The 24884-nt window shown below is 73.0% G+C and carries 25 protein-coding genes and 1 pseudogene; 9 read left to right on the top strand and 17 right to left on the bottom strand.

The genetic code is table 11. The features are described from left to right. From ABZ809_RS19420 to ABZ809_RS19405, 4 genes and pseudogenes are all read right to left on the bottom strand, one after another. Positions 1–400, bottom strand: a pseudogene (locus ABZ809_RS19420) (CDP-alcohol phosphatidyltransferase family protein); the annotation flags it as partial. Positions 401–441: 41 nt separating this feature from the next. Continuing rightward, positions 442–1188, bottom strand: coding sequence for an ABC transporter ATP-binding protein (locus tag ABZ809_RS19415; RefSeq protein ID WP_357563911.1), 747 nt, complete (start codon positions 1186–1188; stop codon positions 442–444). Positions 1189–1190: 2 nt separating this feature from the next. Further along, on the bottom strand, positions 1191–2018 hold the full coding sequence (locus tag ABZ809_RS19410; protein ID WP_357563910.1) for an ABC transporter permease: 828 nt from the start codon (positions 2016–2018) through the stop codon (positions 1191–1193). A 56-nt stretch (positions 2019–2074) separates the two neighbouring features. After that, positions 2075–3475, bottom strand: coding sequence for an L-serine ammonia-lyase (locus tag ABZ809_RS19405; RefSeq protein WP_357563908.1), 1401 nt, complete (start codon positions 3473–3475; stop codon positions 2075–2077). 300 nt (positions 3476–3775) lie between these two features. Between ABZ809_RS19405 and ABZ809_RS19400 the strand changes: the two genes are divergently transcribed. Beyond that, positions 3776–3979 (top strand): PspC domain-containing protein, encoded by a 204-nt coding sequence (locus ABZ809_RS19400; protein WP_357563907.1) that lies wholly within the window; start codon positions 3776–3778, stop codon positions 3977–3979. A gap of 225 nt (positions 3980–4204) precedes the next feature. Here the strand turns inward: ABZ809_RS19400 and ABZ809_RS19395 are convergent, their stop codons facing one another. The 6 genes from ABZ809_RS19395 to pdxH all read right to left on the bottom strand — a co-directional run bounded on the left by ABZ809_RS19395 (position 4205) and on the right by pdxH (position 9141). Beyond that, positions 4205–4969, bottom strand: coding sequence for a DUF4230 domain-containing protein (locus tag ABZ809_RS19395; protein ID WP_357563906.1), 765 nt, complete (start codon positions 4967–4969; stop codon positions 4205–4207). A 148-nt stretch (positions 4970–5117) separates the two neighbouring features. Beyond that, entirely contained in the window at positions 5118–5423 is a 306-nt protein-coding gene (locus tag ABZ809_RS19390) for a type II toxin-antitoxin system VapB family antitoxin (RefSeq protein ID WP_089002310.1), read from the bottom strand. Between the two features lie 188 nt (positions 5424–5611). Next, complete coding sequence (locus ABZ809_RS19385; RefSeq protein WP_357563904.1) at positions 5612–6214, bottom strand: nitroreductase family protein; 603 nt, start codon at positions 6212–6214, stop codon at positions 5612–5614. A gap of 13 nt (positions 6215–6227) precedes the next feature. Further along, a complete protein-coding gene (locus ABZ809_RS19380) occupies positions 6228–7157 on the bottom strand; it encodes an aldose 1-epimerase family protein (protein ID WP_357563903.1) in 930 nt (309 codons plus the stop codon). A 53-nt stretch (positions 7158–7210) separates the two neighbouring features. Further along, positions 7211–8515 (bottom strand): MFS transporter, encoded by a 1305-nt coding sequence (locus ABZ809_RS19375; RefSeq protein WP_357563901.1) that lies wholly within the window; start codon positions 8513–8515, stop codon positions 7211–7213. Next, positions 8512–9141: a pyridoxamine 5'-phosphate oxidase gene (pdxH, locus tag ABZ809_RS19370; protein WP_357563925.1), complete on the bottom strand. Its 630-nt coding sequence runs from the start codon at positions 9139–9141 to the stop codon at positions 8512–8514. Before pdxH ends, ABZ809_RS19375 begins: the two co-directional genes overlap by 4 nt. Positions 9142–9426: 285 nt before the next feature. On the opposite strand from pdxH, the gene ABZ809_RS19365 reads away from it, so the two are divergent. The 5 genes from ABZ809_RS19365 (at position 9427) to ABZ809_RS19345 (ending at position 15207) form a co-directional block, all read left to right on the top strand. Beyond that, on the top strand, positions 9427–10533 hold the full coding sequence (locus ABZ809_RS19365) for a citrate synthase 2 (protein ID WP_357563900.1): 1107 nt from the start codon (positions 9427–9429) through the stop codon (positions 10531–10533). A gap of 145 nt (positions 10534–10678) precedes the next feature. Next, on the top strand, positions 10679–10831 hold the full coding sequence (locus ABZ809_RS19360) for a pentapeptide repeat-containing protein (protein ID WP_357563923.1): 153 nt from the start codon (positions 10679–10681) through the stop codon (positions 10829–10831). 811 nt (positions 10832–11642) lie between these two features. Beyond that, the gene (gene serC, locus ABZ809_RS19355) at positions 11643–12770 is read left to right on the top strand and encodes a phosphoserine transaminase (protein WP_357563898.1); all 1128 of its coding nucleotides are present in this window, start codon (positions 11643–11645) and stop codon (positions 12768–12770) included. 187 nt (positions 12771–12957) lie between these two features. Next, complete coding sequence (gene sepH / locus ABZ809_RS19350) at positions 12958–14037, top strand: septation protein SepH (protein ID WP_357563896.1); 1080 nt, start codon at positions 12958–12960, stop codon at positions 14035–14037. Between the two features lie 183 nt (positions 14038–14220). After that, positions 14221–15207, top strand: coding sequence for an aldo/keto reductase (locus ABZ809_RS19345; protein WP_357563894.1), 987 nt, complete (start codon positions 14221–14223; stop codon positions 15205–15207). 10 nt (positions 15208–15217) lie between these two features. Here ABZ809_RS19345 and thpR read toward each other — a convergent pair whose 3' ends face one another. The 5 genes from thpR to ABZ809_RS19320 all read right to left on the bottom strand — a co-directional run bounded on the left by thpR (position 15218) and on the right by ABZ809_RS19320 (position 19819). Continuing rightward, entirely contained in the window at positions 15218–15796 is a 579-nt protein-coding gene (gene thpR / locus ABZ809_RS19340; RefSeq protein ID WP_357563893.1) for an RNA 2',3'-cyclic phosphodiesterase, read from the bottom strand. Between the two features lie 12 nt (positions 15797–15808). Beyond that, positions 15809–16318, bottom strand: a complete 510-nt coding sequence (locus ABZ809_RS19335) for a hypothetical protein (protein WP_357563892.1) — start codon at positions 16316–16318, stop codon at positions 15809–15811. 101 nt (positions 16319–16419) lie between these two features. Then, on the bottom strand, positions 16420–17703 hold the full coding sequence (locus ABZ809_RS19330; RefSeq protein ID WP_357563891.1) for an MFS transporter: 1284 nt from the start codon (positions 17701–17703) through the stop codon (positions 16420–16422). Between the two features lie 68 nt (positions 17704–17771). Continuing rightward, the gene (locus ABZ809_RS19325) at positions 17772–18221 is read right to left on the bottom strand and encodes a MarR family transcriptional regulator (protein WP_357563890.1); all 450 of its coding nucleotides are present in this window, start codon (positions 18219–18221) and stop codon (positions 17772–17774) included. A gap of 119 nt (positions 18222–18340) precedes the next feature. Continuing rightward, positions 18341–19819, bottom strand: coding sequence for an NCS2 family permease (locus ABZ809_RS19320; protein WP_357563889.1), 1479 nt, complete (start codon positions 19817–19819; stop codon positions 18341–18343). Positions 19820–19907: 88 nt separating this feature from the next. On the opposite strand from ABZ809_RS19320, the gene ABZ809_RS19315 reads away from it, so the two are divergent. Beyond that, positions 19908–20156, top strand: a complete 249-nt coding sequence (locus ABZ809_RS19315) for a DUF2530 domain-containing protein (protein ID WP_357563888.1) — start codon at positions 19908–19910, stop codon at positions 20154–20156. Positions 20157–20211: 55 nt separating this feature from the next. On the opposite strand, the gene ABZ809_RS19310 is transcribed toward ABZ809_RS19315, so the two are convergent. Next, positions 20212–21051 (bottom strand): DUF3027 domain-containing protein, encoded by an 840-nt coding sequence (locus ABZ809_RS19310; protein WP_357563887.1) that lies wholly within the window; start codon positions 21049–21051, stop codon positions 20212–20214. A gap of 87 nt (positions 21052–21138) precedes the next feature. Here ABZ809_RS19310 and ABZ809_RS19305 point away from each other — a divergent pair, with 87 nt between their 5' ends. Together ABZ809_RS19305 and ABZ809_RS19300 are read left to right on the top strand one after the other, a co-directional pair. Further along, positions 21139–22785 carry an MFS transporter gene (locus ABZ809_RS19305; protein ID WP_357563885.1) on the top strand — a complete coding sequence of 549 codons (1647 nt, stop codon included), beginning with the start codon at positions 21139–21141 and terminating at the stop codon, positions 22783–22785. Beyond that, entirely contained in the window at positions 22782–23432 is a 651-nt protein-coding gene (locus ABZ809_RS19300) for a futalosine hydrolase (protein ID WP_357563884.1), read from the top strand. Before ABZ809_RS19305 ends, ABZ809_RS19300 begins: the two co-directional genes overlap by 4 nt. A 38-nt stretch (positions 23433–23470) precedes the next feature. Here ABZ809_RS19300 and ABZ809_RS19295 read toward each other — a convergent pair whose 3' ends face one another. Then, positions 23471–24334 (bottom strand): helix-turn-helix transcriptional regulator, encoded by an 864-nt coding sequence (locus tag ABZ809_RS19295; protein WP_357563883.1) that lies wholly within the window; start codon positions 24332–24334, stop codon positions 23471–23473. Positions 24335–24884 lie beyond the last annotated feature (550 nt).

The raw sequence follows: 24884 nt of genomic DNA, 5'->3' as shown, positions 1-24884 counted from the left end.
GACGACGGCCACCGCGGCGAAGACCGGCGGCGAGCGACGGCCGGTCGTTCACGCCGACCCGCAGCGCGCCGCCGAAGACGCCGGTGGCCCCGTCGAGCGCCTCCGGCGGCCCGGCCCCGACCACCTGGCCGCGCTCCTCGCGCACGGCCGTGCGCCCGTGGCCCGGCGGGTCGGTGAGCACCAGCGCCACCGTCGGCCCGACCGGGCTGGTGGCCAGGTGCCGCAGCACGGCGGTGTGCGCGACCAGGTCGGCGCCGGTGACGAGCACCGGGCCGGTGGCCGCGTCGACCAGCGCGGCCAGCTCGTCCAGATCGGCGGCGTGCCGCACCTCGGCCGCCCCGGCGCGGCGGAGCTGGCCGGTCAGCCGGTCGGCGAGCGGCTCGCCCGAGCGGGTGGGCAGGCTCGCGGCCGGGGCGTCGGCGGCGAGCACGATCGCGAGCGTCACCGCGGAACCGCGGCGTGGTACGCGTCGAGCGCCTCGGCGATCGTCCCGTCGACGGTCAGCCGGCCCCCGTCGAGGTACAACCCCCGACGGCAGAACCGGGTCAGGTCCTTTTCGTTGTGTGACACCAGCACCAGAGTGCGCCCCTCCCCGAGCAGACGGTCGATCGTCGCATAACACTTCTTGCGGAACTCCGCGTCCCCGACCGCGGTCACCTCGTCCATGAGCAGGATCGGGTGTGGCAGGTGCGAGATGATCGCGAAGCCGAGCCGGACCTTCATGCCCGACGAGTAGTGCCGCGCCGACGTGTCGATGGCACGTTCCACCTGCTCGCCGGCGAACGAGACGATGCCGTCGAAGTGCCGCCGCAGGTAGCCCGACGAGAGCCCGTGCAGGCCGCCGACCAGGTAGAGGTTCTCCCGCCCGGTCAGGTCGTTGGAGAAGCCGGCGGAGAGTTCCAGCAGCGGCGCGACGTCCCCGCGCACCCTGATCCGGCCCTCGTCGGGGATGAGCACGCCGGCGATCAACCGCAGCAGCGTGCTCTTGCCGGTGCCGTTGCGGCCGATCACGCCCACGGTCTCCCCGGCCTCGACCGAGAACGACACGTCACGCAGCGGCCAGAACCGGCCGTCCTCGGCGTTGCGCCTGCCCCGGTGGATGAACAGCTCCCGCAGTCGCAGCTGCCGCCGCCGGTTGCGGACGAACCGGATGCCCAGCCCGTCCGCCTCGATGATCGGATCGGCCATCGCTACAGTTCCTTGAGCACGGCGGGTTCGAGCCGGCGGAACGACCACCAGCCGGCCACCAGCACCAGCAGGCTGACGCCGACGGTGGTGGCGAGCAGCCGGGCGTCCGGGAACTCGTCCGGATACCAGACCGCGTGGTGCAGCTGGAAGATCCCGACCAGCGGGTTCAGCTCGTAGCCGAGCTTCAGCCAGCCCGGCAGGTCGGCCTCCCGCACGAGGCTCAGCGGATAGATGATCGGCGTGGCGTAGAAGAGCACCCGGATGACCAGCCGCATGAAGCGCTCGACGTCGCGCATCAGCACGTTGACCGCCGAGAGCAGCAGCGCCAGCCCGACCAGCAGGACGGCCTGCACCGTCACCGCCAGCGGCAGGGCCAGCAGCGACCAGCCCGGCTCGATCCGGTCGGACACCGCGTACCCGGCGGCGGCGGCGACCAGGATCGGCAGGCCGGCGGCGTACTCGGCGAAGCGGCCGGTGACCCGGCCGATCGGGAACACCTGACGGGGCAGGTTCATCGTCGTGATCAACCGGGACTGGCCGGTCAGCGCGTTGGTCGCCTCGCTCAGCGCCGAGCTGGTCCACATCCAGGCGAAGATCCCGGTGATCAGGAACAACGGGTACGAGTCGGCCGCGTCCCCCAGGTGACGGCTGGTGTCCCGGGAGTAGAGGACACCGAAGACGAACCAGTAGATCGCCCCCATGCCGAGCGGTTCGATCAGCGACCAGAAATATCCGAGCACGGACTGCTGGTACTTCACCGCGAGGTCGCGCCGGACGAGGATGCGCAGGGAGTTGCGATGCGACCACAACGCCGCGACGCCAGAGGTCACCGCCGCCTCCCGCCTCACCGGACGGACGACAGGTTAGCAGTCGGTGACCGGGCCCCTCAGCACTCGATCACGTTGACGGCCAGGCCGCCGCGCGCCGTCTCCTTGTATTTGACCTTCATGTCCGCACCGGTCTCGCGCATGGTCTTGATGACCTTGTCCAACGAGACGTGGTGGACCCCGTCACCGCGCAACGCCAGACGGGCGGCCGTGATCGCCTTGATGCTAGCCACCGCGTTCCGCTCGATGCAGGGGATCTGCACCAGGCCACCGACCGGATCGCAGGTCAGCCCGAGGTTGTGCTCCATGCCGATCTCGGCGGCGTTCTCCACCTGCTCGGGGGTGCCGCCCAACGCCTCGGCCAGCCCGGCCGCGGCCATCGAGCAGGCCGAGCCGACCTCGCCCTGGCAGCCCACCTCGGCGCCGGAGATCGACGCGTTCTCCTTGAACAGCACGCCGATCGCGCCCGCCGCCAGCAGGAACCGGACCACGCCCTCGTCGGAGGCGCCCGGGGAGAACCGGGTGTAGTAGTGCAGCACCGCCGGGATGATCCCGGCCGCACCGTTGGTGGGCGCGGTGACGACCCGGCCGCCGGCCGCGTTCTCCTCGTTGACGGCGAGGGCGAAGAGCGTGACCCAGTCCATCACCCGCAGCGGGTCGGCGGGGACGTCGTCCGGTCCCTGTGCGCCGAGCCGGTCCGACTCCGTCGCCAGGCTGCGGCGCAGCTCGGCGGCGCGGCGGCGGACCTTCAACCCGCCGGGCAGCACCCCGTCCCGTGAGCAGCCCCGCTCGACGCACTCCCGCATCACCCGCCAGATCTCCAGCAGGCCGGCGCGCACCTCACCCTCGCTCCGCCAGGACAGTTCGTTGGCGAGCATCACCTCGCTGATCGACAGCCCGGTCGTCGCGGTGACGTCGAGCAGTTGCGCGCCCGTGAGGAAGGGGTGGCGTACGCGGGTGCTGTCCGGCTTGATCCGGTCCGCCCCCGCCGCCGCCTCGTCGACGACGAACCCGCCGCCGACCGAGTAGTACGTCCGTACGCGCAGCTCCACGCCCCTGTCGTCGTACGCGGCGAAGGTCATCCCGTTGGGGTGGTACGGCAACGACCGGCGACGGTGCAGCAGCAGGTCCCGGTCCGGTTCGAAGTCGATCTCGTGCGCGTCGAGCAGGCTCAGCCGGCGCTCCGCCCTGATCCGGACGATCCGCGCGTCGACCGTGTCGGTGTCCACCGTCTCCGGCGCCTCGCCAGCCAGCCCGAGCAGCACCGCCCGGTCGCTGCCGTGGCCGTGCCCGGTGGCACCCAGCGAGCCGAAGAGTTCCGCCTGCACCCGTGCCGTGCCGGTCAGCAACCCGTCGGCCTTCAGCCCGGCGACGAAGGTGCGGGCGGCCCGCATCGGCCCCACCGTGTGTGAGCTGGACGGCCCGATGCCGACGCTGAAGAGGTCGAAAACGCTGATCATGGCTGCACTTCCTCGCCGTCGTACCCCTTGTGGGGGTCCGGCCCGGTCGTGGCCGACCCGGTGCGGGTCGGCCGTCGGAGCACCCGGGGGTGTGGGTGCCCGACCGGCGAGCCTACCCGCCCAGCTCAGCGCATGCCCGCGGGTCGGACCGGCAGGTCCGGGGGAGTCGCGGAGCCGACGCCCGGGTAACCACCTACGGGTGGGGCGCGCGCCGATCCTCCTCGCGACCGAGGGCGCGGTGCCCACCCCTTCCTACCGTTGAGACAGACGCGGCGAACGCCGCAGAGTGGGAGTACGACGATGAGTCGCAAACTGGTCCGGCCCCGCCAGGGGCGCATGCTCGCCGGCGTCTGCGCCGGCCTGGCTCAGCGTTTCGGCAGGTCGGCCGGCTTCGTCCGGCTGCTGTTCCTGCTGTCGCTGCTGCTGCCCGGCACCCAGGTGGTCGTCTACCTCGTCCTCTGGGTCCTGATGCCCAACGAGGACCGCCACGCCGTCCGCTACTGACCCGCCCCGGGCCTCCGCCCCTCGCCCCGACGCCCGACGCTCAGCGCCCGGCGCCCGCCCGGCGCTCAGCGACTAAATCGCGGAAATAGTCCCCTCCGGCGTCGCGGAGGGGACTATTTCCAGGAAACTGCCGGGCGCCCTCCCGGCGCGGCCGGGGCGGTCCCGGCGCGGCCAGGGCGGTCCCGGCGCGGCCAGGCGACCGGGAGGCCGGGCGACCGAGCCGGGTCAGGGAGCCGTGTAGGTGACGGTCACCTGCTCGTAGCCGAGGGAGCGGAGCAACCCTTCGAGCATCTTGCGGGTGTTCTCCTCGGCCCGCTGGGTCAGGCCGCTGTCCCGAGCGGCGGTGGTGATCCGGTCCTCGGCGAGCTGGTAGACCTGCTGCTGACGGTTGGGGTCGCCCCGCACCAGCTCACCGACCCGGTTGAGCAGCCCGCGCTCCTCGGCGAAAACGTAGCTCTTCTCCAGGTCGAGGTTGGTCTTGCCGAGCTGAGGCGCCGGCAGCTTGATCTCCACCGACTTGCCGTCGGCCGACTGCACCACGGCCCCCTCGGAGATCTTGGCGAAGTCCACGTACGCCTCGACGCTGCCCGCCCCCACGAAGAGGGTGCGCTGGTTGAGCAGCCAGTCGGGAACGTTGCGCCGATCGTTCTGGAGATCCACGACCACCTGGAAGTTGCCCTCGGCGGCGACGTAGCGGCTGAGATCCTGGATCGACTTCAGCAGCGGGGGCTGGCTGCGGTCGGTCTGCTCCTTGGCGAACGGGTTGCGGAAGTCCGGCAGGAGGCCGGAGGCCTGCACGCCGAGCAGCACGACGACCGCCATCGCCGCCGCGCCGAGCAACCACAGCAGGCCGCGGGCGGGGCCGCCGGCCGGCTGCGGCGCACCCGGCACCGGCTCCGGTGTGGCGTCCGACCGTTCCTTGAGCGCCTCGCTGGTCGGGTAGCCGGGAAAATCCCTGGTGGGCTCGTTGATCTCACCGTCGCGGGCCATGGCCCTCACCGTCCTTGTCAGACACGTCGTCTGCACATGACGGTACGGCTCCTGTACGACAGCCGCTCGCCGAGCGGCTCCACCGAACGGAGCCGCCGCGTCGACCGCGCGTAATCGCAGGTCAGGGGGGTGCGCAAAGCGGCGGTGGCTACTCGATCGGCCCGGACAGGACGAGCACCCGGGCGTGGATCTGGTTGCGCTGCTGGAGCGCCGCCCGCAGGGCGCGGTGCAACCCGTCCTCCAGGTAGAGCCCGCCGTTCCACTGCACGACGTGCGGAAAGAGGTCGCCGTAGAACGTGGAGTCCTCGGCGAGGAGCTTGTCCAGCGCCAGCTCGCGCTTGGTAGTGATCAACTGGTCCAGGCGCAGCGGCCTCGGCGGGATCTCCGCCCACTGCTTGAGCGTCAGGTTGTGCTCCGGGTAGGGACGCCCGTCCCGAACCGCTCTGAAGATCACGGCGGTATGCTCCCCTCCCCCTGGCCGGGCCGATCCGCGACACCCGGTCGGGTCACGGCGCGGCGCCGCGACCCGCGGCACCGTTGACCGTGCCAGCGTAGCCGCCTGCACCACACCGCGTTCTGCTCCCTGATGTCGGTTTCACTACCGACCGTCCGGTTCACCAGCGTCGAAAACGCCCGATCCGGTCAGCTCCACCGCCCCCGCCGGACCACCTCTTCCACCGGGCGGCGCCCCCGACGCAAGGATGGTGACCTGTGGTCGGGGGCACGATAACCCACCGTGACGGCACCGATGGGCCGGTACTCCTCCGGCACCCCGAACGCCTCCCGGTACGCGGCCATGCGCTGCGGCGGGATGCCGAAGAAGCAGGCCCCCAGCCCTTCGTCCACGGCGGTCAGCAGCATCAGCAGGGCGGCGAAGCCGGTGTCGACGTCCCAGTAGGGCACCGGCCAGCGCTCCTCCGCGCGGTCCGCCCACCCCTTGTCCGGTTCCGCGTACCGCTCCAGGTAGGCCGACCGGTTCGCGTGCGGGACGACGATCAGCGGGGCCCGCCGCATTCCGGCCAGCCACCGCTCCCGGCCGCCGCCGCCCGGGGTGGCCGCCGTCCAGAACCGCTCCCGGTCCTCCGGCGTCTCCAGCACCAGGAACCCCCAGCCCTGAGCGAAGCCGGCCGACGGCGCGCGGACCGCGTGGTCGAGCAGGCGCTGCACCACGTCGGGCGGGACGGGCCGGTCCGGGTCGTAGTTGCGCACCATGCGACGCCGCCGGACCACCTCGCTGAACTCCATGCGCTTCCCTCGCTCAGGCCCCGGGCCGTACGCCCCAGACACCCCGCCAGGTCGCGCCCGGCTTCAGGGTGATCACGTCCCGGCCGGAGCGGAAGGCGTCCGGCGGGCAGGTCATCGGCTCCAACGCCACCGCGCGACGCTGCCGCTCGCCGGGGAGCGCGTCGCCGGTGAACACCTGCCACCAGCCGAACTCCTGGTCCGCCCAGATTCGCACGCCCGTCGTGCCGTCCGGGGCGACCAGGCTGACCGTCGAGCCGCCGTCGTCGTCGCGGATCACGTCGCCGAAGGTGAGGTCGAGCCGGGCGGCGCCAATCCGGCGGAGGCTGGTCCAGTCGTACTCGGTGCCGGCCACCGGGGTGATCCCCAACGGCAGCAGCCGCCCGTCCACCTGCAACCGCGTCCGCGCCGGCAACCGCAGCGACAGGTCGTCCACCGCCACCCCGGGCACCCGCAGGTACGGGTGCGCGGCGAACCCGAACGGCGCGGCATCGGCACCGAGGTTCGTCGCCTCGTGTTCCGCGCGCAGCCCGTCCGGGCCGACGCTCCACCGGGTACGCAACCGCAGCGGCCACGGGTAGCCCGGCTGCGGCGGCAGGTCGTAGCCGACCGTCACGGCGTCCGGCAACTGCTCCACCAGCCGCCACGGCACCCAGTTGACCAGCCCGTGGATGGCCACGCCCTTGGCCGGCTCGCTGAGCGGAAGCTGAAACGACCGCTCGCCGAACGTGTAGCGCCCGTCGCGGATCCGGTTCGGCCAGGGGGTCAGCACCTGCCCCGCGCAGCCGGGGCAGAGCTCGTCGGTCGCGTACCCGTCGAGCTGGTCGGTCCCGTCGTGACGGTATGTCCGGACCCCACCGCCCACCTCCACGATGACGGCCTCGTGGCCGGCGGCAGCGATCGTCCACTGTGCGCCCGAGGGCGGACGCTGGTCGGGGGTGTCCATGCGGGGACCCTAACGGTTTCCGGCTCCGCCGTCGCGCGCCCCGACCGTCGTCGTCACGGACGGTCGCCGGCGGGGGCCGCCGCCCGGTACCGCAGCAGCACCGGAAACGCCACCGCGAGCAGCACCGCGAGCGCCGCGGACAGCAGTCCGCCGCTGATCCAGGCGACACCGCCGCCGAACCCGGCCGCGACCGCGCCGGCCCGCAGGTCGCCCAGGCGCGGCCCACCGGCGATGACCACGGTGTTGACGCCCATCAGCCGCCCGCGCATCCGGTCCGGCGCGTAGACCAGCAGCATCGACTGCCGCAGCACCGCGCTGACCAGGTCGGCCGCGCCGGCCACCGCGAGCAGCACCACCATCAGCCAGAGCTGGCCGGCGAGCCCGGCCGCCGCGATCGCCAGCCCCCAGCCGACCACCGCCGCCACCAGCACCAGCCCTTGCCGGCGCAGCCGCCCGATCCAGCCGGAGGTCAGCCCGCCGAGCATCGCGCCCGCCGCGATCGCGCTGTAGAGCCAACCGACCGCCGCGCCACCGCCGAACCGGGACTCGGCGATCTCCGGGAAGAGCGCCCTGGGCATCGCCAGCACCATCGCGATCAGGTCGATGACGAAGGAGAGCAACAGCACGGGCGTGGTGGCCAGGTAGCGCAGCCCGTCGACGATGCTGGCCAGCCCGGCCCGCCGTGGGGCGGCGTCCGGGGCCGCGTCCGGGTCCGGCTCCGGCGGCATGGCCGGCAGCTTCACGGTCGCCCAGACGGCGACCAGGTAGAGCACCGCGTCGACCGCGTAGGCGATCGGCAGGCCGAGGTCGGTGCCCCACCGGGCGAAGATCAGGCCGGCGGCCAGCGGACCGAACACCGAGGCGGCCGTGTAGGTGGTGAAGTTCAGCGTGGTCGCCGCCGACACCAGCTCCGCGGGCACCAGCCGGGGCAGGACCGCGTTGCGGGTGGGCGAGCTGACCGCGAAGGCGATCGACTGCACCGCCACCAGGACGAGCAGCAGCAGCGGGCTGCCGATCCCGAGCACCGCCTGCACCACCAGGCCGAACGTGGCCGCCCAGAGCACCGCCGAGGTCACCAGCAGCACCTTGCGCCGGTCGTGCGCGTCGGCCACCGCGCCGCCCCAGAGCCCGAAGACGAGCAGCGGTACGAACGCCGCGATCCCGATCAGGCCGACCCAGAGGGAGTTCTCGGTCAGCGCGTACATCTCCACGGGCACGGCGACCGCGGTCAGCTGGATGCCGAACATCGCGATGCCGTTGCCGAGCCACATCCGCCGGTACGCCGGCACGGCCAGTGGGCGCACGTCGATCGCGAAGCGGCGCAGCCCGCGGGGGCCGGCCTCCTCGAGCTGGGTCACGGCGCCAGCCGCTCGACGATCCACCGCCCGGGGCCGGCGAGCCGGAACCGCAGCCGGTCGTGCAGCCGGCTCGCCCGGCCCTGCCAGAACTCCACCGACTCGGGTCGCACCCGCAGCCCGCCCCAGTGCGGCGGGGCGGGTATCGGCTCGACGTCGGCGAACCGCTCGGCCGTCGTCCGGTACGCCGCGTCGAGCACGACGCGGTCGGGGACCACCCGGGACTGGTCGCTCGCCCAGGCGCCGAGCTGGGAGCCCCGGGGCCGGCTGGCGAAGTACGCCTCCGTCTCCGCCCGGTCGACCCGTTCCACCCGGCCGGCGACCACCACCTGCCGGTGCATGGGGAACCAGGGGAAGACGAGGCTCGCGTACGGGTTGGCGGTCGCCTCGGCGCCCTTGCGTGACCCGTAGTTGGTGAAGAAGACGAAGCCCTCGGGGTCGTACCCCTTCAGCAGCACGGTCCGCGCGCTCGGCCGGCCGGCGGCGTCGGCGGTGCCGACCACCATCGCGTTCGGTTCGGGCAGCCCGGCGGCGACCGCGTCCGCGAACCAACGGTCGAACTGGTGGCACCAGTCAGCGGCCAGGTCCGCCTCGGAAAGGCCCAGGTCGGTGGCGTACTCGTTACGCATCCCCGCCGGACCGTCTGTGTCCCCGGTCACGTTCTTCCTCCTCGCCGTCGGCCCGGATCACCCCCTGCGGCGCAGGCCAGCCCGTACCGCCCAGTGTCTCCGACCCCGCTGGGCCTCCTCCGGCGGGGGATGTCGCGTGCGGCACAGTCGCAGCGGGTCGCGAATCCGGTTACCCAGCAGGCAAGATGTCACGAACACGTCCCTGACGAGGGTCGCCTGAGTCGCTCGGCCGGCTGCGCCGGATGAGGGCCCGACCGGGCGCCGAGCAGACCCAGGAGAAGCGACATGGCCGATTTCAAACCGGGGCTGGAAGGCGTCGTCGCCTTCGAGACCGAGATCGCCGAACCCGACCGTGCGGGCGGATCGCTGCGCTATCGCGGGGTCGACATCGAGGATCTGATCGGCCAGGTCTCCTTCGGCAACGTGTGGGCGCTGCTGGTCGACGGGCGGTTCGGCCCGGGCCTGCCGCCGGCGGAGCCGTTCCCCGTGCCCGTGCACTCCGGCGACATCCGGGTGGACGTGCAGTCCGCGGTCGCGATGCTGGCGCCGTACTGGGGTCTCAACCAGCTGCTCGACATCTCCGACGAGCAGGCCCGCGAGGACCTCGCCCGGGTGTCGGTCACCGCGCTCTCCTTCGTCGCCCAGTCGGCGCGCGGTCTGGGCCTGCCGGCGGTGCCCCAGAAGGAGATCGACAAGGCGTCCACCATCGTCGAGCGCTTCATGAAGCGTTGGCGGGGCGAACCGGACCCGCGGCACGTCAAGGCGGTCGACGCCTACTTCATCTCGGCCGCCGAGCACGGCCTGAACGCCTCCACCTTCACCGCCCGGATCGTCGCCTCCACCGGCGCTGACGCCGCCGCCTGCATCTCCTCCGGCATCGGCGCCCTCTCCGGCCCGCTGCACGGCGGCGCCCCGTCCCGCGTACTCAGCATGCTGGAAGCAGTCGAGCGCAGCGGCGACGCCGAGGGCTACGTCAAGGGCGTCCTCGACCGGGGCGAGCGGCTGATGGGCTTCGGCCACCGGGTCTACCGGGCCGAGGATCCGCGCGCCCGGGTGCTCCGCCGCACCGCCAAGGAGCTGGGCGCGCCGCGCTTCGAGATCGCCGAGGCGCTGGAGAAGGCAGCCCTGGCCGAGCTCCAGGCCCGCCGGCCGGACCGGGTGCTCGCCACCAACGTCGAGTTCTGGTCGGCCGTGGTGCTGGACTTCGCCGAGGTGCCGGCACACATGTTCACCTCCATGTTCACCTGCGCCCGGATGGGCGGCTGGAGCGCGCACATCCTGGAGCAGAAGAAGCTCCAGCGGCTGGTCCGCCCGTCGGCCCGCTACGTCGGCCCGGGCACCCGCAAGCCCAGCGACGTCGAGGGCTGGGACGCCATCCCGCACGGCGTCTGAGAGGTACGGAGAGGCCCTCTCCTGACGCTTCGCGTACCGGAAGGGGGCCTCTCCTCTCCGCGCGGCGCCCTTATCGGCACGCCGGTCGGCTTTCCCCGGTTTTTCCGGCTTTCCCCGGCTTTCCCGGCTACAGCGCGGCGGTGCGATCGCGTGCGATGCGACCGCGCGAGACGACCCGGCTGGCCGGCTCGTCGGCTGTCGGCTCGTCGGCTGTCGGCTCGTCGGCTGTCGGCTCGTCGGCTGTCGGCTCGTCGGCTGTCGGCTTGCTGGTTGGTCGGCTGGTCGGCGCGTTCACTAATGGGCTTACCGGTGGCCGCTTGCCGGTTTGGTCGTGACTCGCTGTCGAACTGCCCGCACAGATGGGGCACCACGCACCACGCCCCACCGCCAAGCCCTGCCACGACCACCGCGCCCCACCGCCTCGCCGAGGGCCCCTGCCACGACCACCGCGCCACCGCCCGTCGACAGCCCTGCTATGACCACCGCGCCCCACCGCCCCGACGGCCCCGCCACGACCACCGCGCCACCGCACCGCCGCCCGTCGACAGCCCTGCCATGACCACCGCGCCACCGACACCCCGACTCCGACCGCCCCAGCGCGGCAGCTACCACCCCATCCGCTGGACGGGTCCTACCGGTCCTATGAACGGGGCAGCTCGACAGCGCCCGCGACACCCCACCGCCCGCCCCCGACGGCCGCGCGCGACACCCCCACCACGCCCGGCGGCCGCACGGGCAACCGGCTCGCCAGCGGCAGGCAGACCCGTCATGGCAGCGCCACCGCCAGGACAGGCCGGGACAGGCCGGGACAGGCCGGCACGGTCGGCACGGCCGCGCGGTCAGCCGGCCGCGACACCCGCACGACGTATGGCCGGCACCCCGGCCCGGGTTCCGGCACCCCGCCCCGGGTTGTGGTGCACACCTCAATGTCGCTGGTGGGACCGGGGGTCGGGCCGGCCACGGCGGGTGGGAGGATGGGGGCCGGCAGTGTCGCCGGACCGGGCCCGGGTCCCGGCCGCGCCGTGCGCCCGAGCGCGCGTCCGCCGTCGATCCGCGCCCTCCTGAACTACCGGGCCCGCCCTCGCCCATGCGGAAGGATCTCGAAAACCGTGGCTGACGCACCGACCATCCGGATTCCCGACGACCTCAAGCCCGCCGACGGGAGGTTCGGCTGCGGGCCGTCCAAGGTCCGTCCGGCGGCGGTCTCCGCCCTCGCCGACGTGGCGACCAGCTACCTGGGCACCTCGCACCGGCAGAAGACCGTCCGCGACGAGGTGGCCCGGCTGCGCCGTGGCATCGCCGACTTCTTCTCCCTGCCCGAGGGCTACGAGGTGGTGCTGGGCAACGGCGGCACCACCGCCTTCTGGGAGGTCGCGACGTTCGGCCTGGTCCGTGATCGGGCGCAGTTCGCCAGCTTCGGCGAGTTCGGCGCGAAGTTCGCCAAGTCCGTCAAGGACGCCCCGTTCCTCGGTGAGCCCACCATCCGCAAGTCGGAGGCCGGCACCGCCCCGACCCTGACCGCCGAGGCCGGGGTGGACGTCTACGCCACCCCGCACAACGAGACCTCGACGGGCGTCGCGGTGCCGATCAGCCGGGTGACCGGCGCCGACCCCGGCTCGCTGCTGCTGGTCGACGCCACCTCCGGCGCGGGCGGCCTGGACGTCAACGTCGGCGAGACCGACGTCTACTACTTCGCCCCGCAGAAGTGCTTCGGCTCCGACGGCGGCCTCTGGCTGGCCCTGATGTCCCCGGCCGCGCTCGACCGGGCCGGCGAGATCAAGGCGTCCGGCCGCTACATTCCGGCCTTCCTCGACCTGGTCACCGCGATCGACAACTCGCGGCTGGAACAGACCTACAACACCCCGGCCCTGGCCACGATCTTCCTGGCCGCGGAGCAGACCGACTGGATGAACTCCCAGGGCGGGCTGGCCTGGGCGGCCAAGCGCACGGCCGAGAGCGCCGCCGCGGTCTACGGCTGGGCGGAGCGCTCCGAGGTGGCGACGCCGTTCGTGACCGACCCGGCGCTGCGCTCCAACGTGGTCGCCACGATCGACTTCGCCGACGGGGTCGACGCCACCGCGATCGCCAAGGCGCTGCGCGCCAACGGGATCCTGGACACCGAGCCCTACCGGAAGCTGGGCCGCAACCAGTTGCGGGTGGCGCTCTTCCCCGCCATCGAGCCGGCCGACGTCGAGGCGCTCACCGCGTCGATCGACTACGTCGTCGAGCGGCTCTGATCGTCGATCACGGTCGGTGGCCGCCGGCACGCCCGACGGCCACCGACCGTGATCATCGTCGCAGCTCAGTCGCGACATGCGGGTGTCGCGTCCCCCACCTGCGGCAAGATGCGCGTACGGTGGTGCGAGACGCCCGGGTGGCCGGCTCGTGGCGTGACGGCCAGCGAAGCGGGACGGAGGCAACGCTATGCGCCCAGTACGCTTCGTCGCCCTCTCCGAGGACGGCCAGGCCATGGTGCTCGCCGACGAGGTCGGTCGGCTGCTCGCCCTGCCCATCGACGAGCGCATCACCGGGGCGCTGCACGCCGAGCCCGGTGCCCCGCCGCTCGCGGTGGCCCAGACCACCGCCGACCCGATCCCCTCCCTCTCTCCGCGGGACATCCAGGCCCGGATCCGCTCCGGTGAGTCCGCCGAGGACGTCGCCCGGATCGCCGGGGTGCCGGTCGACCGGGTGCTGCGCTACGCCGGCCCGGTGCTCCAGGAACGGGCCATGCTCGCCCAGCACGCCCGGCGCACCCGGCTCAAGGGCGCCGAGAAGCCGACCCCCCTCGCCGAGGTGGTCAACGGCCGGCTGGCCCAGCACGGGATCGACACCGAGAAGATCTCCTGGGACGCATGGCGGCGCGACGACGGCACCTGGCGGATCGTGGCGACCTGGCCGTCGGGCAAGGCGACCGCGCAGGCGATCTGGGATCTCGACAAGACCCGGCAGACTGTCGCCCCGCACGACGACATGGCGCAGTACCTCTGCGCCGAGCGCCCCACGCCGATCCTCGGCCAGGAGCCGGCGCCGGAGCGGGGCGGGCACGCGCTGCCCGGCCCGTCGCGCGGTGAGCCGAGTCGGGGCGGGCACGGTCTGCCGGCGCCGGCCGAGCACAGCCGTCCCGGGCGTGACCCGATCCGGGCCGGGCGGGACGCCCTGCTCGCCTCCCTCGACCGTCCGCTCGGCTCGACGTCGGGCCGTGGGCTCGAGCCGCGTTCCCCGGCTGCCCTGGCCGGGCAGGACGCGCCCCGGCAGCGGCCGGTCGCCGGCGGGGCGGCCGCGTTGCTCGGCGGCGGTCAGGGTTCCGCGTTCGACGACGACTCCGACGCGCCCAAGGAAGTGCCGGCCGTGCCGTCGCTGGCGGTGCTGCGGCCCCGGCGCACGGGTGCTCCGGCGGCTGCGGCCACCGACTCGACCGAGGCCGGCGGCAAGCCGCGCAAGCGCCTGCCGAGCTGGGACGACGTGCTCTTCGGCAGCGGCCCGGCGGCCCGCGAGTCCTCCTGACCGCCCCGGCTCCGGCGACGATCGATCGTCGCCGGAGCCGACCACGGCACCCCACCTGAGCCACGGTCGGCCACCGCATTGCACCCGAGCCGCGGCTCGCCACGACAGCCAGCCATAGCCAGCCACGGCCGGCACCGTTGGCGAGGCGCGGCACGCGAGGCGCGACCGTGGCAGGGTGGCCTGATGGAGTACACGAACCTTGGCCGCACCGGCCTGTCGGTCAGCCGCCTCTGCCTCGGCACGATGAACTTCGGCCCGCAGACCACCGAGCCGGACAGCTTCGCGATCATGGACCGGGCCCTCGAACACGGGATCAACTTCTTCGACACCGCAAACGTCTACGGTTGGCAGACCGGCGAGGGGATCACCGAGCAGATCATCGGCCGGTGGTTCGCCCAGGGCGGCGGCCGGCGGGAGAAGGTCGTCCTGGCCACCAAGGTCTACGGCAAGATGGGCGAGTGGCCCAACGAGCAGGGCCTCTCCGCCCGGCACATCGTCCGGGCCTGCGAGGATTCGCTGCGCCGGCTCCAGACCGACACCATCGACCTCTACCAGATGCACCACGTCTCCCGGGCCACCCCGTGGGAGGAGATCTGGCAGGCCATGGAGACCCTGGTCGCCCAGGGCAAGGTGCTCTACGTCGGATCGTCCAACTTCGCCGGTTGGCACATCTCCGTGGCGCAGGAGGCGGCGGCCAGGCGCCACTTCCTCGGCCTCGTCTCCGAGCAGTGCATCTACAACCTGATGACCCGACACGTCGAACTGGAGGTGGTGCCGGCCGCGCAGCACCACGGCCTGGGCATCATCCCCTGGTCGCCGCTGCACGGCGGGCTGCTGGCCGGGGTGCTGCGGAAGATGGCCGAGGGCGGGGCCGCGCGCGGCGCCAGCGGCCGCTCCGCCGACGCGCTCGCCGCGCACCGGCCGACCATCGAGGCGTACGAGAAGCTCTGCGCCGACCTGGGTCACGACCCCGCTGACGTGGCGCTCGGCTGGCTGTTGTCCCGGCCGGGCGTGACCGCCCCGATCATCGGTCCGCGCACCGCCGAGCAGCTCGACCGGTCCCTGGGCGCGCTGACGGTCACCCTCGACGCGGACACTCTCGCCCGCCTCGACGAGCTCTTCCCGCCCATCGGCGCCGGGGGTCCCGGCCCCGAGGCATGGGCCTGGTGACCGGCGAGGGTCAGAGCGGCCAGGCGGCCAGCCGGTCGTAGCTGGGACGGGGACCGGGGTGGCTGCGGACGAGGACCAGCTCGGCCGCCGGCCACTCCGGTCCCTCGTATCCGTCGAGGGCCGCCACGTCGGCCGCCACGTCGACCGGTGACACGCGGTCACCGGGCCGGGCGACGGTCAGGTGCGCGCGGAACGGTTTCTCGTCGTACGGCAGACGGGCGTGTCGCAGCCGGGAACGGATCAACCGGGCGAGCACCAGGACAGGCTCCACCTCGCCCCGCAGGTCGACCCAGAGCACGGTGAACCGGCCCTGGCCGAAGCTCCCGCCACCGGCGAGCCGCAGTCGTGGCGCCGCCTGGCGGCCGTCCCGCGACCACTCGGCGGCGAGGCCCAGCGCGCTCTCCACGTCGACCAGCCGGTCCGCCTCGACGTCGCCGAGGAAGGCCAGGGTGACGTGCGCGTTGGCCGGGTCGGCGAGCCGGACGTTGATCCCGGCGGCGGCCGCCGCGCCGACCCGCAGCCGGGCGACCTGCTCACCGAGGTGGCCGACCGCCTCGGGCGGCGGGTAGACCGCGACGAAGAGCCGCACGCTGCCCCACCCTCAGCGGTGGCGCTGCCGGTGACTCGCCCGGGCGGCGGGCAGGGTCAGCCCGGCGGCGTGCAGCACACCCTCCACGCGGACCCGTTCCAGCTCCCGGTCGATGCCCTCCAGCTCGGTCAGGTGCTCGGTGATCCCGAGCGCCTGGCAGGCGCGCCGGAGCCGGTCGTCGTACGCCTGGAGGACCGTGCCGTGCCAGACGGGCTGGCGGCCGTCGAAGCCGACCCGCTGGACGCGCAGGCGACGCAGGTCGGCGGCAAGCTCTTCCAGCGGTCGCCGGTCGGGCCGGTCGAGGGCGGAGAGGTCGATGTCGCGGGTCAACGTGTCGGCCTCGACCGCCCGGTCCAGTTGGACGATCGTGCGGCGCTCCTGCCGGCGCTCACGCCACTCGGCATAACCGCAGGCGACCCGGTCGATGATCTCGTCGGCGCAGAACAACGCGGCGATGGCCGCCGGCAGGCTGGCTACGGCGACGAAGGCCAGGACCAGCAGCACCGCGCGCCCGAGCTCCACATATCGACGCTAAGGGCCTGCGCCCGTGATCGCTACCGATTTCGTGCCATCTCCGCCATCCGGGATGGGACAGACCGGCCCATCCCGGATGGCGGGGGCGTTCAGCAGTCGGCGGAGGTGACGTAGAAGCGCGGCATCGGCAGGACGCGGAAGCGCAGCCGGGCGCCGGCGCGGCGGAGCTGCCAGGTGAGCGCGATCAGGGCGGTGGCCAGCGAGATCAGCCCGCCGATCCAGATGCTGGCGCCGGCGCCGTAGGTCTCGGCGACCCAGCCGATGAGGGGCGCCCCGACCGGGTTGGTGCCGAGGAAGACCAGCACCCACAGGGCCATCACCCGGCCGCGGAAGGCGGCGTCGGTGCCGAGCTGGACCCGCTGGTTGGCCGCCTGCGCGAAGAACACCATGAAGAACCCGGTCGGCAGCAGCAGCGCGACCACCATCCAGTACGCCGGGGCGAGCCCGACCAGCGTGCCGAAGCTGGCGCAGGCGACGGCCGCGCCGAGTACCAGCCAGACCGACGGGCGGCTGCGCCGCCCGGTGCCGGCGAGGGCCCCGACCAGCGCGCCGACCGCCAGCGCGGTGCTGAACAGCCCGAACGAGGCCGCGCCGGTGTGGAACACGGTCTTGGCCAGCGCGGCGAGGGTGAGCTGGAAGTTGAACAGCCCCATGGCGATCACCGACGTCACCACCATGGGCAGCAGCAGGTCGGGCCGGCGCCAGACGTAGCGCAGACCGTCGACCACCTTGGCCGACGCCCGCTCGTCACGCGGCGGCAGCGCCTCCCGGTACAGCTCGGCGGTACGCATCTTCACCACGGTGACCAGCGGGGCGATCGAGCTGAGCGCGGTGAACAGGAAGACCGGCCCGACGTCGAAGGCGGCGATGGCGAGACCGGCGATGGCCGGCCCGACGATCCGGGCGGAGTTGAACACGGCGGCGTTCAACGAGAGCGCGTTCGGCAGCAGCCGCGTCTCGATCAGCTCGGAGACGAACGCCTGCCGGACCGGTGTCTCCACGGCGTTGGCGACACCGAGCAGCGCCGCGAACGCGAAGACGTGCCACAACTGCACGACACCGGTCGTCACCAGCAGGCTCATGCCGAGCGCCAGCACGGTCCAGAAGGCGTTCGCGACGAAGAGCAGCATCCGCTTGTCGTAGCGGTCGGCGAGCCGCCCGGAGATGAGGGTGAGCAGCAGCACCGGGGTGAACTGGAGCGCGGTGACCACGCCGAGCGCGGTGGCGGAGTTGTCGGAGAGTTCGAGGACGAGCCAGTCCTGGGCGATGAACATCATCCAGACGCCGATCAGCTTGATCAGCTGCCCGGACGCGAAGAGCCGGTAGTTGCGGACCTGTAGGGACTGGAACATCGTGCTCAGCTTCGCCTGCACTCTTGGTGCGCCTCCTCGCGGTCGTACGCGTCATCGACAGCGGACGGCGCGGTGGCACAAGGCGCGGGTCAGGCGCGGGCGAGCTGCTGCAGGATCTCGGCCGCCTGCCGGAGAGTGTCCCGTTGGTCTTCGGTCAGCTCCGCCAGCCGGTGGGCCAGCCACTCGTCACGGACGCGCTCGAACTGTTCGAGCACCGCCCGTCCCCCCTCGGTCGCCGCCAGGATGACCTGCCGGCCGTCGGTCGGATGGGGGGTGCGCTGCACGAGGCCGCGCTCCTCCAGCTTCGCGACGATCTTGGTCATCGTGGGTGGCTGCACCCGTTCCACGTCGGCCAGTTCCCGAGGCGTCAGCGCACCCGCCAGCCGGAGGCTGGTGAGCGCGGAGAGCTGGGTGACCGTAAGGTCGCCCACCGGCCGGGCCTGTCGGACCCGCCGGTTGAGCCGGGTGATCGCATCACGCAGCTGTGGTGCGAGCTGCGCCGGTGGCACGCGTTCCGCCGTCACCGTCCGCTCCGTCACGATAGTTAGCCTAACTAATTAGCCTGGCGAATGAGCTGCGATATGACCAGGCTCACGAGGAGATTCGCCCTGCTCCGGGCCGGTGTCCGATTCGGTCAACGGCCCGGAGCGGAGGGTGTTCAGTGCAACACGGACTCGATCGGCCCACGCAGGAAGTAGAGCACGAAGAGGGCGGCCACGCCGTACAGCAGCGGGTGGATCTCCCGGGCCTTGCCCTTGGCGAGCTTCACCACCACGTACGAGATCAGGCCGGCGCCGATGCCGTTGGAGATCGAGTAGGTGAAGGGCATCAGCGCGATCGTCAGGAACGCCGGGATGGCGATCTCGTAGTCGGTCCAGTCGATCGTCCGCACCGCGGTCATCATCAGGAAGCCGACCACCACCAGCGCGGTCGAGGCCGCCTCGAACGGCACCACCACGACCAGCGGCGCCAGGAACATCGCCAGCAGGAACAGCGCGCCGGTGACCAGGTTGGCCACGCCGGTCCGGGCGCCCTCCGCCACACCGGCGGCGCTCTCGATGTACGAGGTGTTGCTCGACGTGCTCGCCGCACCGCCGGCCGCCGCCGCGATCGAGTCGACCAGCAGGATCTCCTTCGCCCGCGGCGGGGTGCCCCGCTCGTCGAGCATGTTCCCCTCCTGGCCGACCGCGACCATCGTGCCCATGGTGTCGAAGAAGTCCGTGATCAGCAGGGTGAAGACGAACATCAGGACGACGAGCCAGCCGGCCTTGCTCCACGAGTCGAACACGTTGAAGTTGCCGAGCAGCGACAGGTCCGGCACGTCGACCCAGGTCTTCGGCAGCTCGGGGACGTTGAGGGACCACCCCTTCGGGTTCGACTGGCCGTTGACGAAGGACGGCCCGACGTTCGCCACCGCCTCGACGACGATCGCCAGCGCGGTGGAGCCGAGGATGCCGATCAGGATCGCGCCCTTGACCCGGCGCACCAGCAGCACCACGGTCAACAGCAGACCGACCACGAAGACCAGCATCGGCCAGCTGCCGAGGGTGCCGTCGAAGCCCAGCCCGACGGGGACCGTGGTGTTCGCCGAGTCCGGCACCCGGCGGACAAAGCCGGCGTCGACCAGCCCGATGATGGTCAGGAAGAGGCCGATGCCGACGCCGATCGCCGTCTTCATCTGCGTCGGCACCGAGCGGAACACCGCCGTACGCAGGCCGGTCAGCACCAGCACCGCGATGATCACACCCTCGATCACCACGAGGCCCATCGCGTCCGCCCAGGTCATCTCCGGGGCGATCTCGTACGCGACCAGCGCGTTGACGCCGAGGCCGGCGGCGAGCGCCAGCGGGAACCGGCCGACGACACCCATCAGGATGGTCATCAGGCCGGCGACCAGGGCGGTCGCCGCCGCGAGGGCGGGAATGGGGAGCTTCTGGCCGTCGCCGTCGACGGCACCACCGATGATGAGCGGGTTGAGCACCACGATGTACGCCATCGTGAAGAAGGTCGCCAGGCCACCACGTACCTCGCGGCTCATCGTCGAGCCACGGGCGGAGACCTCGAAGAACCGGTCGAAACCGTTCTTCGGATGAGCCGGATCGGGTGGTGTGCCGTTCTCGGGCGGCGCTACTGCCATCAGTTCCTCGCAGGTGATCTTCCGTTGGTCGCGCGCATCGTCGCAGATCACCGGCCAGCAGGAAAAGTTGATCGCGTACGCTTGCCGCGTGCCGAAGGAGCAGCCCCCGCGGCCCGAGCCGCTCGACCCGCCGATGGTGCCGTTCGCCCTCGCCGGGATGGCGGCCTGGGCACTCGCCGGGCTGGTGCTGCTGATCTTCTTCCGTGACTGGCTGACCGCACACGATCACCAGGACTGGCTGTGGACCTGCCTGGCCGGTTTCCTGTGGGGTTTCCCCGGTCTCGCCGTGATGATGCGACACGACGCCAACCGACGCCGCCGCCGCGCTGGGATGTAAGGAAGGGCACCTTCCTATCGCGTACGCGATAGGAAGGTGCCCTTCCTTACATCTGTCAGGGGTGGCCGTACGGCTCCGGCGGCTCGGTGGCCTCAACGGAACCGGGAGCCCGGCTGACCGCCATCGGCTCCACCGCGCTGTCGTCGTAGACCGTCGGCATCTCGTCGACCGGGGTCTCCGGCGACTCGATCAGGGTCTCCGAGTGCGCTCCGCAGCCGTGGTCGGTGCTGACCACCCGGCCGTCGTCGGGGGCGTAGAAGTTGCCGCAGGCCCCGAAGGACTGCCGCAGGGCACCGGCGAGCGGCAGGTAGAAGCCGCACGTCCCGCAGCGAGCGGCGGCGGGGGCGGCAACCGAGATCGCGGCGGACGGGCCGTGGTCGCCGTCGTACCAGCGCTGGGCGGCCTCGCTGCGGCCCTCCCGGGAGAGCACCCGGGCCCGGCCGAGGCCGAGTTCCCAGGCGGTGTCCTCGACCGCCGGGTCGTCGGAGAGCAGATAGCCGGGCTGGAGCCGGTCGTCGTCCGGCGGGGTGGGCAGCAGGTCGCCGGGGCCGAGGTCGCCCGGCTTGAGCCGCTCCTGCCACGGCAGCCAGCCGGGCGCGAGCAGCGCGTCCGAGCCGGGCAGCAGCACCGTCTCGCAGATGGTGACGTGCCGGCTGCGCGGCACCCGGGTGACCGTGACCGCCCAGCGCCAACCCCGGTAGCCGGCGAGCCGGCACTCGAAGTAGTGCGTGACGAGTCGGTCACCCTCCGCGACAGCCTGGAGGTGGTCACCGATGTCCGAGGCGTCGACCTCGGTGATGGCGTCACGCGCCACCTCGACGGCGGCGGCGCAGACCTGGTCGAGACGAGCGGCACGGGCGGAGGCGGGCCTGGTCACCAGACCATTGTTCCCCATGCGTACGGCTGATCGACAGGCACCCGCCGACGACGTTCTGGGACAGTGGTACGGCACGGACGGATCTGATGGGTGAGGATGGTGGACATGCCGCTGTTCTCCCGCTCCGGGCGGTCCGTCCTCGGGCGGACCGTCGGCACCGGCATCCGGGCCACCCGTCTGTTGTTCCGCGGCTCGGTCAGCAGCGGGCGCTGGATGACCCGCCGGGCGGGCCGGGCCCGTTCCCGGGGCGCCGGGGGCGAGGTCGGCATGATCCGCCTCTTCGACCTGCACGCGCTCTCCTGCGCCGGGGACACGCTGATCGCCATCGGCCTGGCCGGGACGATCTTCTTCAACGTGCCGCTCGGCGAGGCCCGCAGCAAGGTCGCCCTCTACCTGCTGGTGACCATGGTGCCGTTCGCCATGCTCGCCCCGGTGGTGGGGCCGCTGCTCGACCACTTCCGCCACGGCCGCCGCTACGCCCTGGCCGCCACCATGCTCGGCCGCGCCTTCCTGGCCTGGCTGATCTCCGACTACATCCACGGCTTCGGCCTCTATCCGGCGGCCTTCGGCGTGCTGGCGCTCTCCCGCGCGTACGGGGTGGCCCGCTCCGCGGCCGTTCCACGGCTGCTGCCGGAGGGGCTCGGGCTCTCCCAGGTCGGTGCCCGGGCCAGCGTCTACGGCACCGTGGCCGGCGCCCTGGTCGCCCCGATCGGCCTGGCCGCCTTCTGGTTCGGGCCGCAGTGGCCGCTCCGGGTGGCCTCGATCATCTTCATCGTCGGCATGGTGATCTCCCTGCGGTTGCCGCCCAAGGCCGACTCCGAGCCACCGGAGCGGGTGCCCCGGCCGCTGCGGGCGCTGGGGCGACGCAACGGCGAACGCCCGCTGGGCCGGGGACGGCCCGCCGGCCGGCTCGTGATCGCCACCCTGATCGGCGCCGCGACGCTACGCGGGGTGTACGGGTTCCTGCTGCTCTTCCTGGCCTTCGCGATCAAGGCCGGCGACCTGACCACCGTCGTCTTCGGCCGGGACCTTGGCGACGAGGGGGCACTGGGCCTCGTCGGCGCGGCGCTGGCCGTGGGCACCTTCCTCGCCACCGCCATCGGCACCCGGCTGCGCATCCACCGGCCCGCTGCGCTCCAGTCCAGCGGCATGATCATCGTGGGCGGGGTGGGGATTCTCACCACGGTGATGTTCTCGCTGCCGATGGTCGCCCTGCTCTGCCTGGTGGCCGCGCTGGCCAGCGGCATCGCCAAGCTCGCCGTGGACGCGTCGATCCAGGAACGCATCCCGGAGCGGCTGCGGGCCAGCTCGTTCGCCCACTCCGAGACGGTGCTGATGCTCGCGTTCGTCGCCGGCGGCGGGCTGGGCCTCGTACCCTTCGACGGCCGGATCGGGATCGCCGTCGCCGCCGGGGTCGGCGTGTTGGCCGCCGCCCGCGGCGTGGTGGTGGCCGGCCGCCTGCGCGCCGAGCGGCTGGTCGGCCGCCCGCTGGCCGACGACGAACTGGCCGACGACGCGCTGACCGACGAGCCCGACGAGCCCGACAAGGCGGGCGCGGCCGACGCGGCCGGAGACGGCCCGGAGACCGACGTCGCGCCCACGTCGCCCGCGCCGGCGCAGGGCGGCGCACCGCTGGACGATCCCGCTCTGGCCCCGCCGGGATACCACATCTACCGCCCGTCGTCGGCCGTCGGAAGACCCGGCGGGAGCGACGACGAGACGCGGCGGGAACCGCAGGGGCCCCTGTCGTGACCGGTCTGCTGGTGGTCACGGCGGTGCCCGCCGAGGCCGAGGCGGTCCGCGCCGGCATCTCGGACCCGTCGACGACGGTGCTTCCAGTGGGGGTCGGGCCGGCGGCGGCCGCCGCCACCACCGCCCGGCTGTTGGTGCTCGCCGAGGCGGCCGGCCGGCCCTACCGCGGCGTGGTCAGCGCGGGCGTGGCGGGCGGATTCGCCGGCCGGGTGGAGGTGGGTGCCACGGTGCTGGGCACCGTGGCGGTCGCCGCCGACCTGGGCGCCGAGTCACCGGCGGGTTTCCTCCCGGTGGACGAGCTGGGCATGCCCCCGGAGTGGCTCGGCGGCGGCATCGTCCTCCCCGCCGACCCGGGGCTGCTGGCCGCGTTGCGGGCCGGGCTACCGGCGGCCACGGTCGGCCCGGTGCTGACCGTCAGCACGGTGACCGGCACCGCCGCCAGCACCGCCGCCCTGCGCCGGCGCCACCCGGACGCGGTCGCCGAGGCCATGGAGGGGTACGCCGTCGCCGTCGCCGCCGCGCAGGCCGGCGTCCCGTTCGTCGAACTGCGGACCGTCTCCAACCCCATCGGCCCCCGCGACCGCGGTGCCTGGCGCATGCGCGAGGCGTTCGTCGCCCTGACCGCCGCCGCTGCCGCCCTGACCTGACCGACCCCGCTCAGCCCGCCACGATCAGCCCGCCACGATCAGCCGGCCGCCCGACCGCCAGCCGGCCGGTCCAGGCGCAGCGCGGCCGGGCGGCTCGCCTCCAGGCGATAACCGCAGGCGAGGAGGAACCCGACACCGCCGATCCCCGCGACCGCGTGCGCCGTCCGGATGCCCACCCGGTCCATCTCGTCACCGAGGAGCCGAAGCAGCCGGCGGCCGATGCCCAGGAAGCGCAACTGGGGCGCGACGACGACGCCGTCCAGCACCATCTCCCGCCGGTCGCCCAGGTCGTCGCCGAGTAGCAGGTCCTCGCTCCGTTCGTGCGCGCGCAGTTCACCGACCAGTTCGCCACCGGGCAGCTCGGCCACGAGCCGCCAGCACCCGTCCGGCACTCCCTCGCCCGCCCGCCGGCATCGCACGGCGGCACGGACCCGCTCCCGCACCCGCCGTTCGTCGCGACGGCGGCGATCGACGTCGTACGTCATCGCCGGGACCCGTGCCGGCCACTGCTCCGCAGGAACGTACCAGTGCCCCCACCACGCACCCGGCCAGTCCTTCAGCGTCCGGACCTCGCGGGCGTCGAGATGCGCCGGGTAGCGACGGCCGCCCTCATCGCGCCGCCCCTCGTGCGGAACCGGCGGCACCGCGACGATCCCCGGACCGCCCGAGGCCTCCGGCCACCCGCCCTGGTCAGCGCCACCCCGGATCCCCACCCCCAACTCGCCACCGGCGGCGAGGACCAGTCGCTCCACCGTCCGCCACCGTGGATCGGCCCGTGGGTCGGATTCGATCCGCGCCACGGTGCTCTTGGGCACACCCGCACGCTGCGCCAGCTCCCGCTGGCTCAGGTCCGCCGCACGCCGCAACGCCCGCAGCACCGTCCCCACATCGATCGGCCCCACCGCTCCCACCGCCGCTACCGGCCTGGTCGGCCCAGTCGGCCCGATCGGCCCGCCCGGGCCGGTCCGCTCGCTCATTCCCCGATGGTTCCGCTCGACCACGCGACCTTCAACACCGGCATCCAGCCCTGTGGAAAAACCTGTGGATAACCGGCCTCCGGCGGGGTGGGCGGTCACCGCCACGGCACTGTCGAGCTGCCCCATCTGTGCGACCACCACCGGCCCAGCACGTCGAGCACCGGCCGCAGGGACATGCCCGGCCCGGTCAGCGCATAGCAGTCCGCCCACGCGATCCGCTCGTCGGCCGCACCGACTCGGCTCGACGGAGCGACTGGACGGAGCGGCCCGGCTCGGCCCTGTTCGGCTCGGCCCTGTTCGGCTCGGCTCGGCTCGGCCCGGCTCGGCTCGGCCCGGCCTGGCCCAGCTCGGCCCAGCTCGGCCCAGCTCGGCCCAGCCCAGCCCAGCTCGGCCCGGCCCGGCACGGTTCGATTCGGCTCGGCCCGGCCCGGCCCAGCTCGGCTCGGCTCGGCTCGGCTCGGCCCGGCCCGGCTCA

The organism is Micromonospora sp. NPDC047074, from assembly GCF_040643815.1.
In the GTDB taxonomy this organism is placed as follows: Bacteria; Actinomycetota; Actinomycetes; order Mycobacteriales; family Micromonosporaceae; genus Micromonospora.
Note: the sequence above shows the minus strand (reverse complement) of the source record. Positions and strands in the feature narration are given on the sequence as shown.

What these genes read in the sequence shown, in the direction of transcription:
- ABZ809_RS19320 (WP_357563889.1), bottom strand. Translation starts at nt 19,819, where the DNA reads ATGGCAGTAGCGCCGCCCGAGAACGGCACACCACCCGATCCGGCTCAT.
- ABZ809_RS19310 (WP_357563887.1), bottom strand. Translation starts at nt 21,051, where the DNA reads ATGGGGAACAATGGTCTGGTGACCAGGCCCGCCTCCGCCCGTGCCGCT.
- ABZ809_RS19380 (WP_357563903.1), bottom strand. Translation starts at nt 7,157, where the DNA reads ATGGACACCCCCGACCAGCGTCCGCCCTCGGGCGCACAGTGGACGATC.
- ABZ809_RS19365 (WP_357563900.1), top strand. Translation starts at nt 9,427, where the DNA reads ATGGCCGATTTCAAACCGGGGCTGGAAGGCGTCGTCGCCTTCGAGACC.
- ABZ809_RS19395 (WP_357563906.1), bottom strand. Translation starts at nt 4,969, where the DNA reads ATGGCCCGCGACGGTGAGATCAACGAGCCCACCAGGGATTTTCCCGGC.
- sepH (WP_357563896.1), top strand. Translation starts at nt 12,958, where the DNA reads ATGCGCCCAGTACGCTTCGTCGCCCTCTCCGAGGACGGCCAGGCCATG.
- ABZ809_RS19415 (WP_357563911.1), bottom strand. Translation starts at nt 1,188, where the DNA reads ATGGCCGATCCGATCATCGAGGCGGACGGGCTGGGCATCCGGTTCGTC.
- ABZ809_RS19385 (WP_357563904.1), bottom strand. Translation starts at nt 6,214, where the DNA reads ATGGAGTTCAGCGAGGTGGTCCGGCGGCGTCGCATGGTGCGCAACTAC.
- ABZ809_RS19400 (WP_357563907.1), top strand. Translation starts at nt 3,776, where the DNA reads ATGAGTCGCAAACTGGTCCGGCCCCGCCAGGGGCGCATGCTCGCCGGC.
- ABZ809_RS19405 (WP_357563908.1), bottom strand. Translation starts at nt 3,475, where the DNA reads ATGATCAGCGTTTTCGACCTCTTCAGCGTCGGCATCGGGCCGTCCAGC.
- ABZ809_RS19305 (WP_357563885.1), top strand. Translation starts at nt 21,139, where the DNA reads ATGCCGCTGTTCTCCCGCTCCGGGCGGTCCGTCCTCGGGCGGACCGTC.
- pdxH (WP_357563925.1), bottom strand. Translation starts at nt 9,141, where the DNA reads ATGCGTAACGAGTACGCCACCGACCTGGGCCTTTCCGAGGCGGACCTG.
- ABZ809_RS19345 (WP_357563894.1), top strand. Translation starts at nt 14,221, where the DNA reads ATGGAGTACACGAACCTTGGCCGCACCGGCCTGTCGGTCAGCCGCCTC.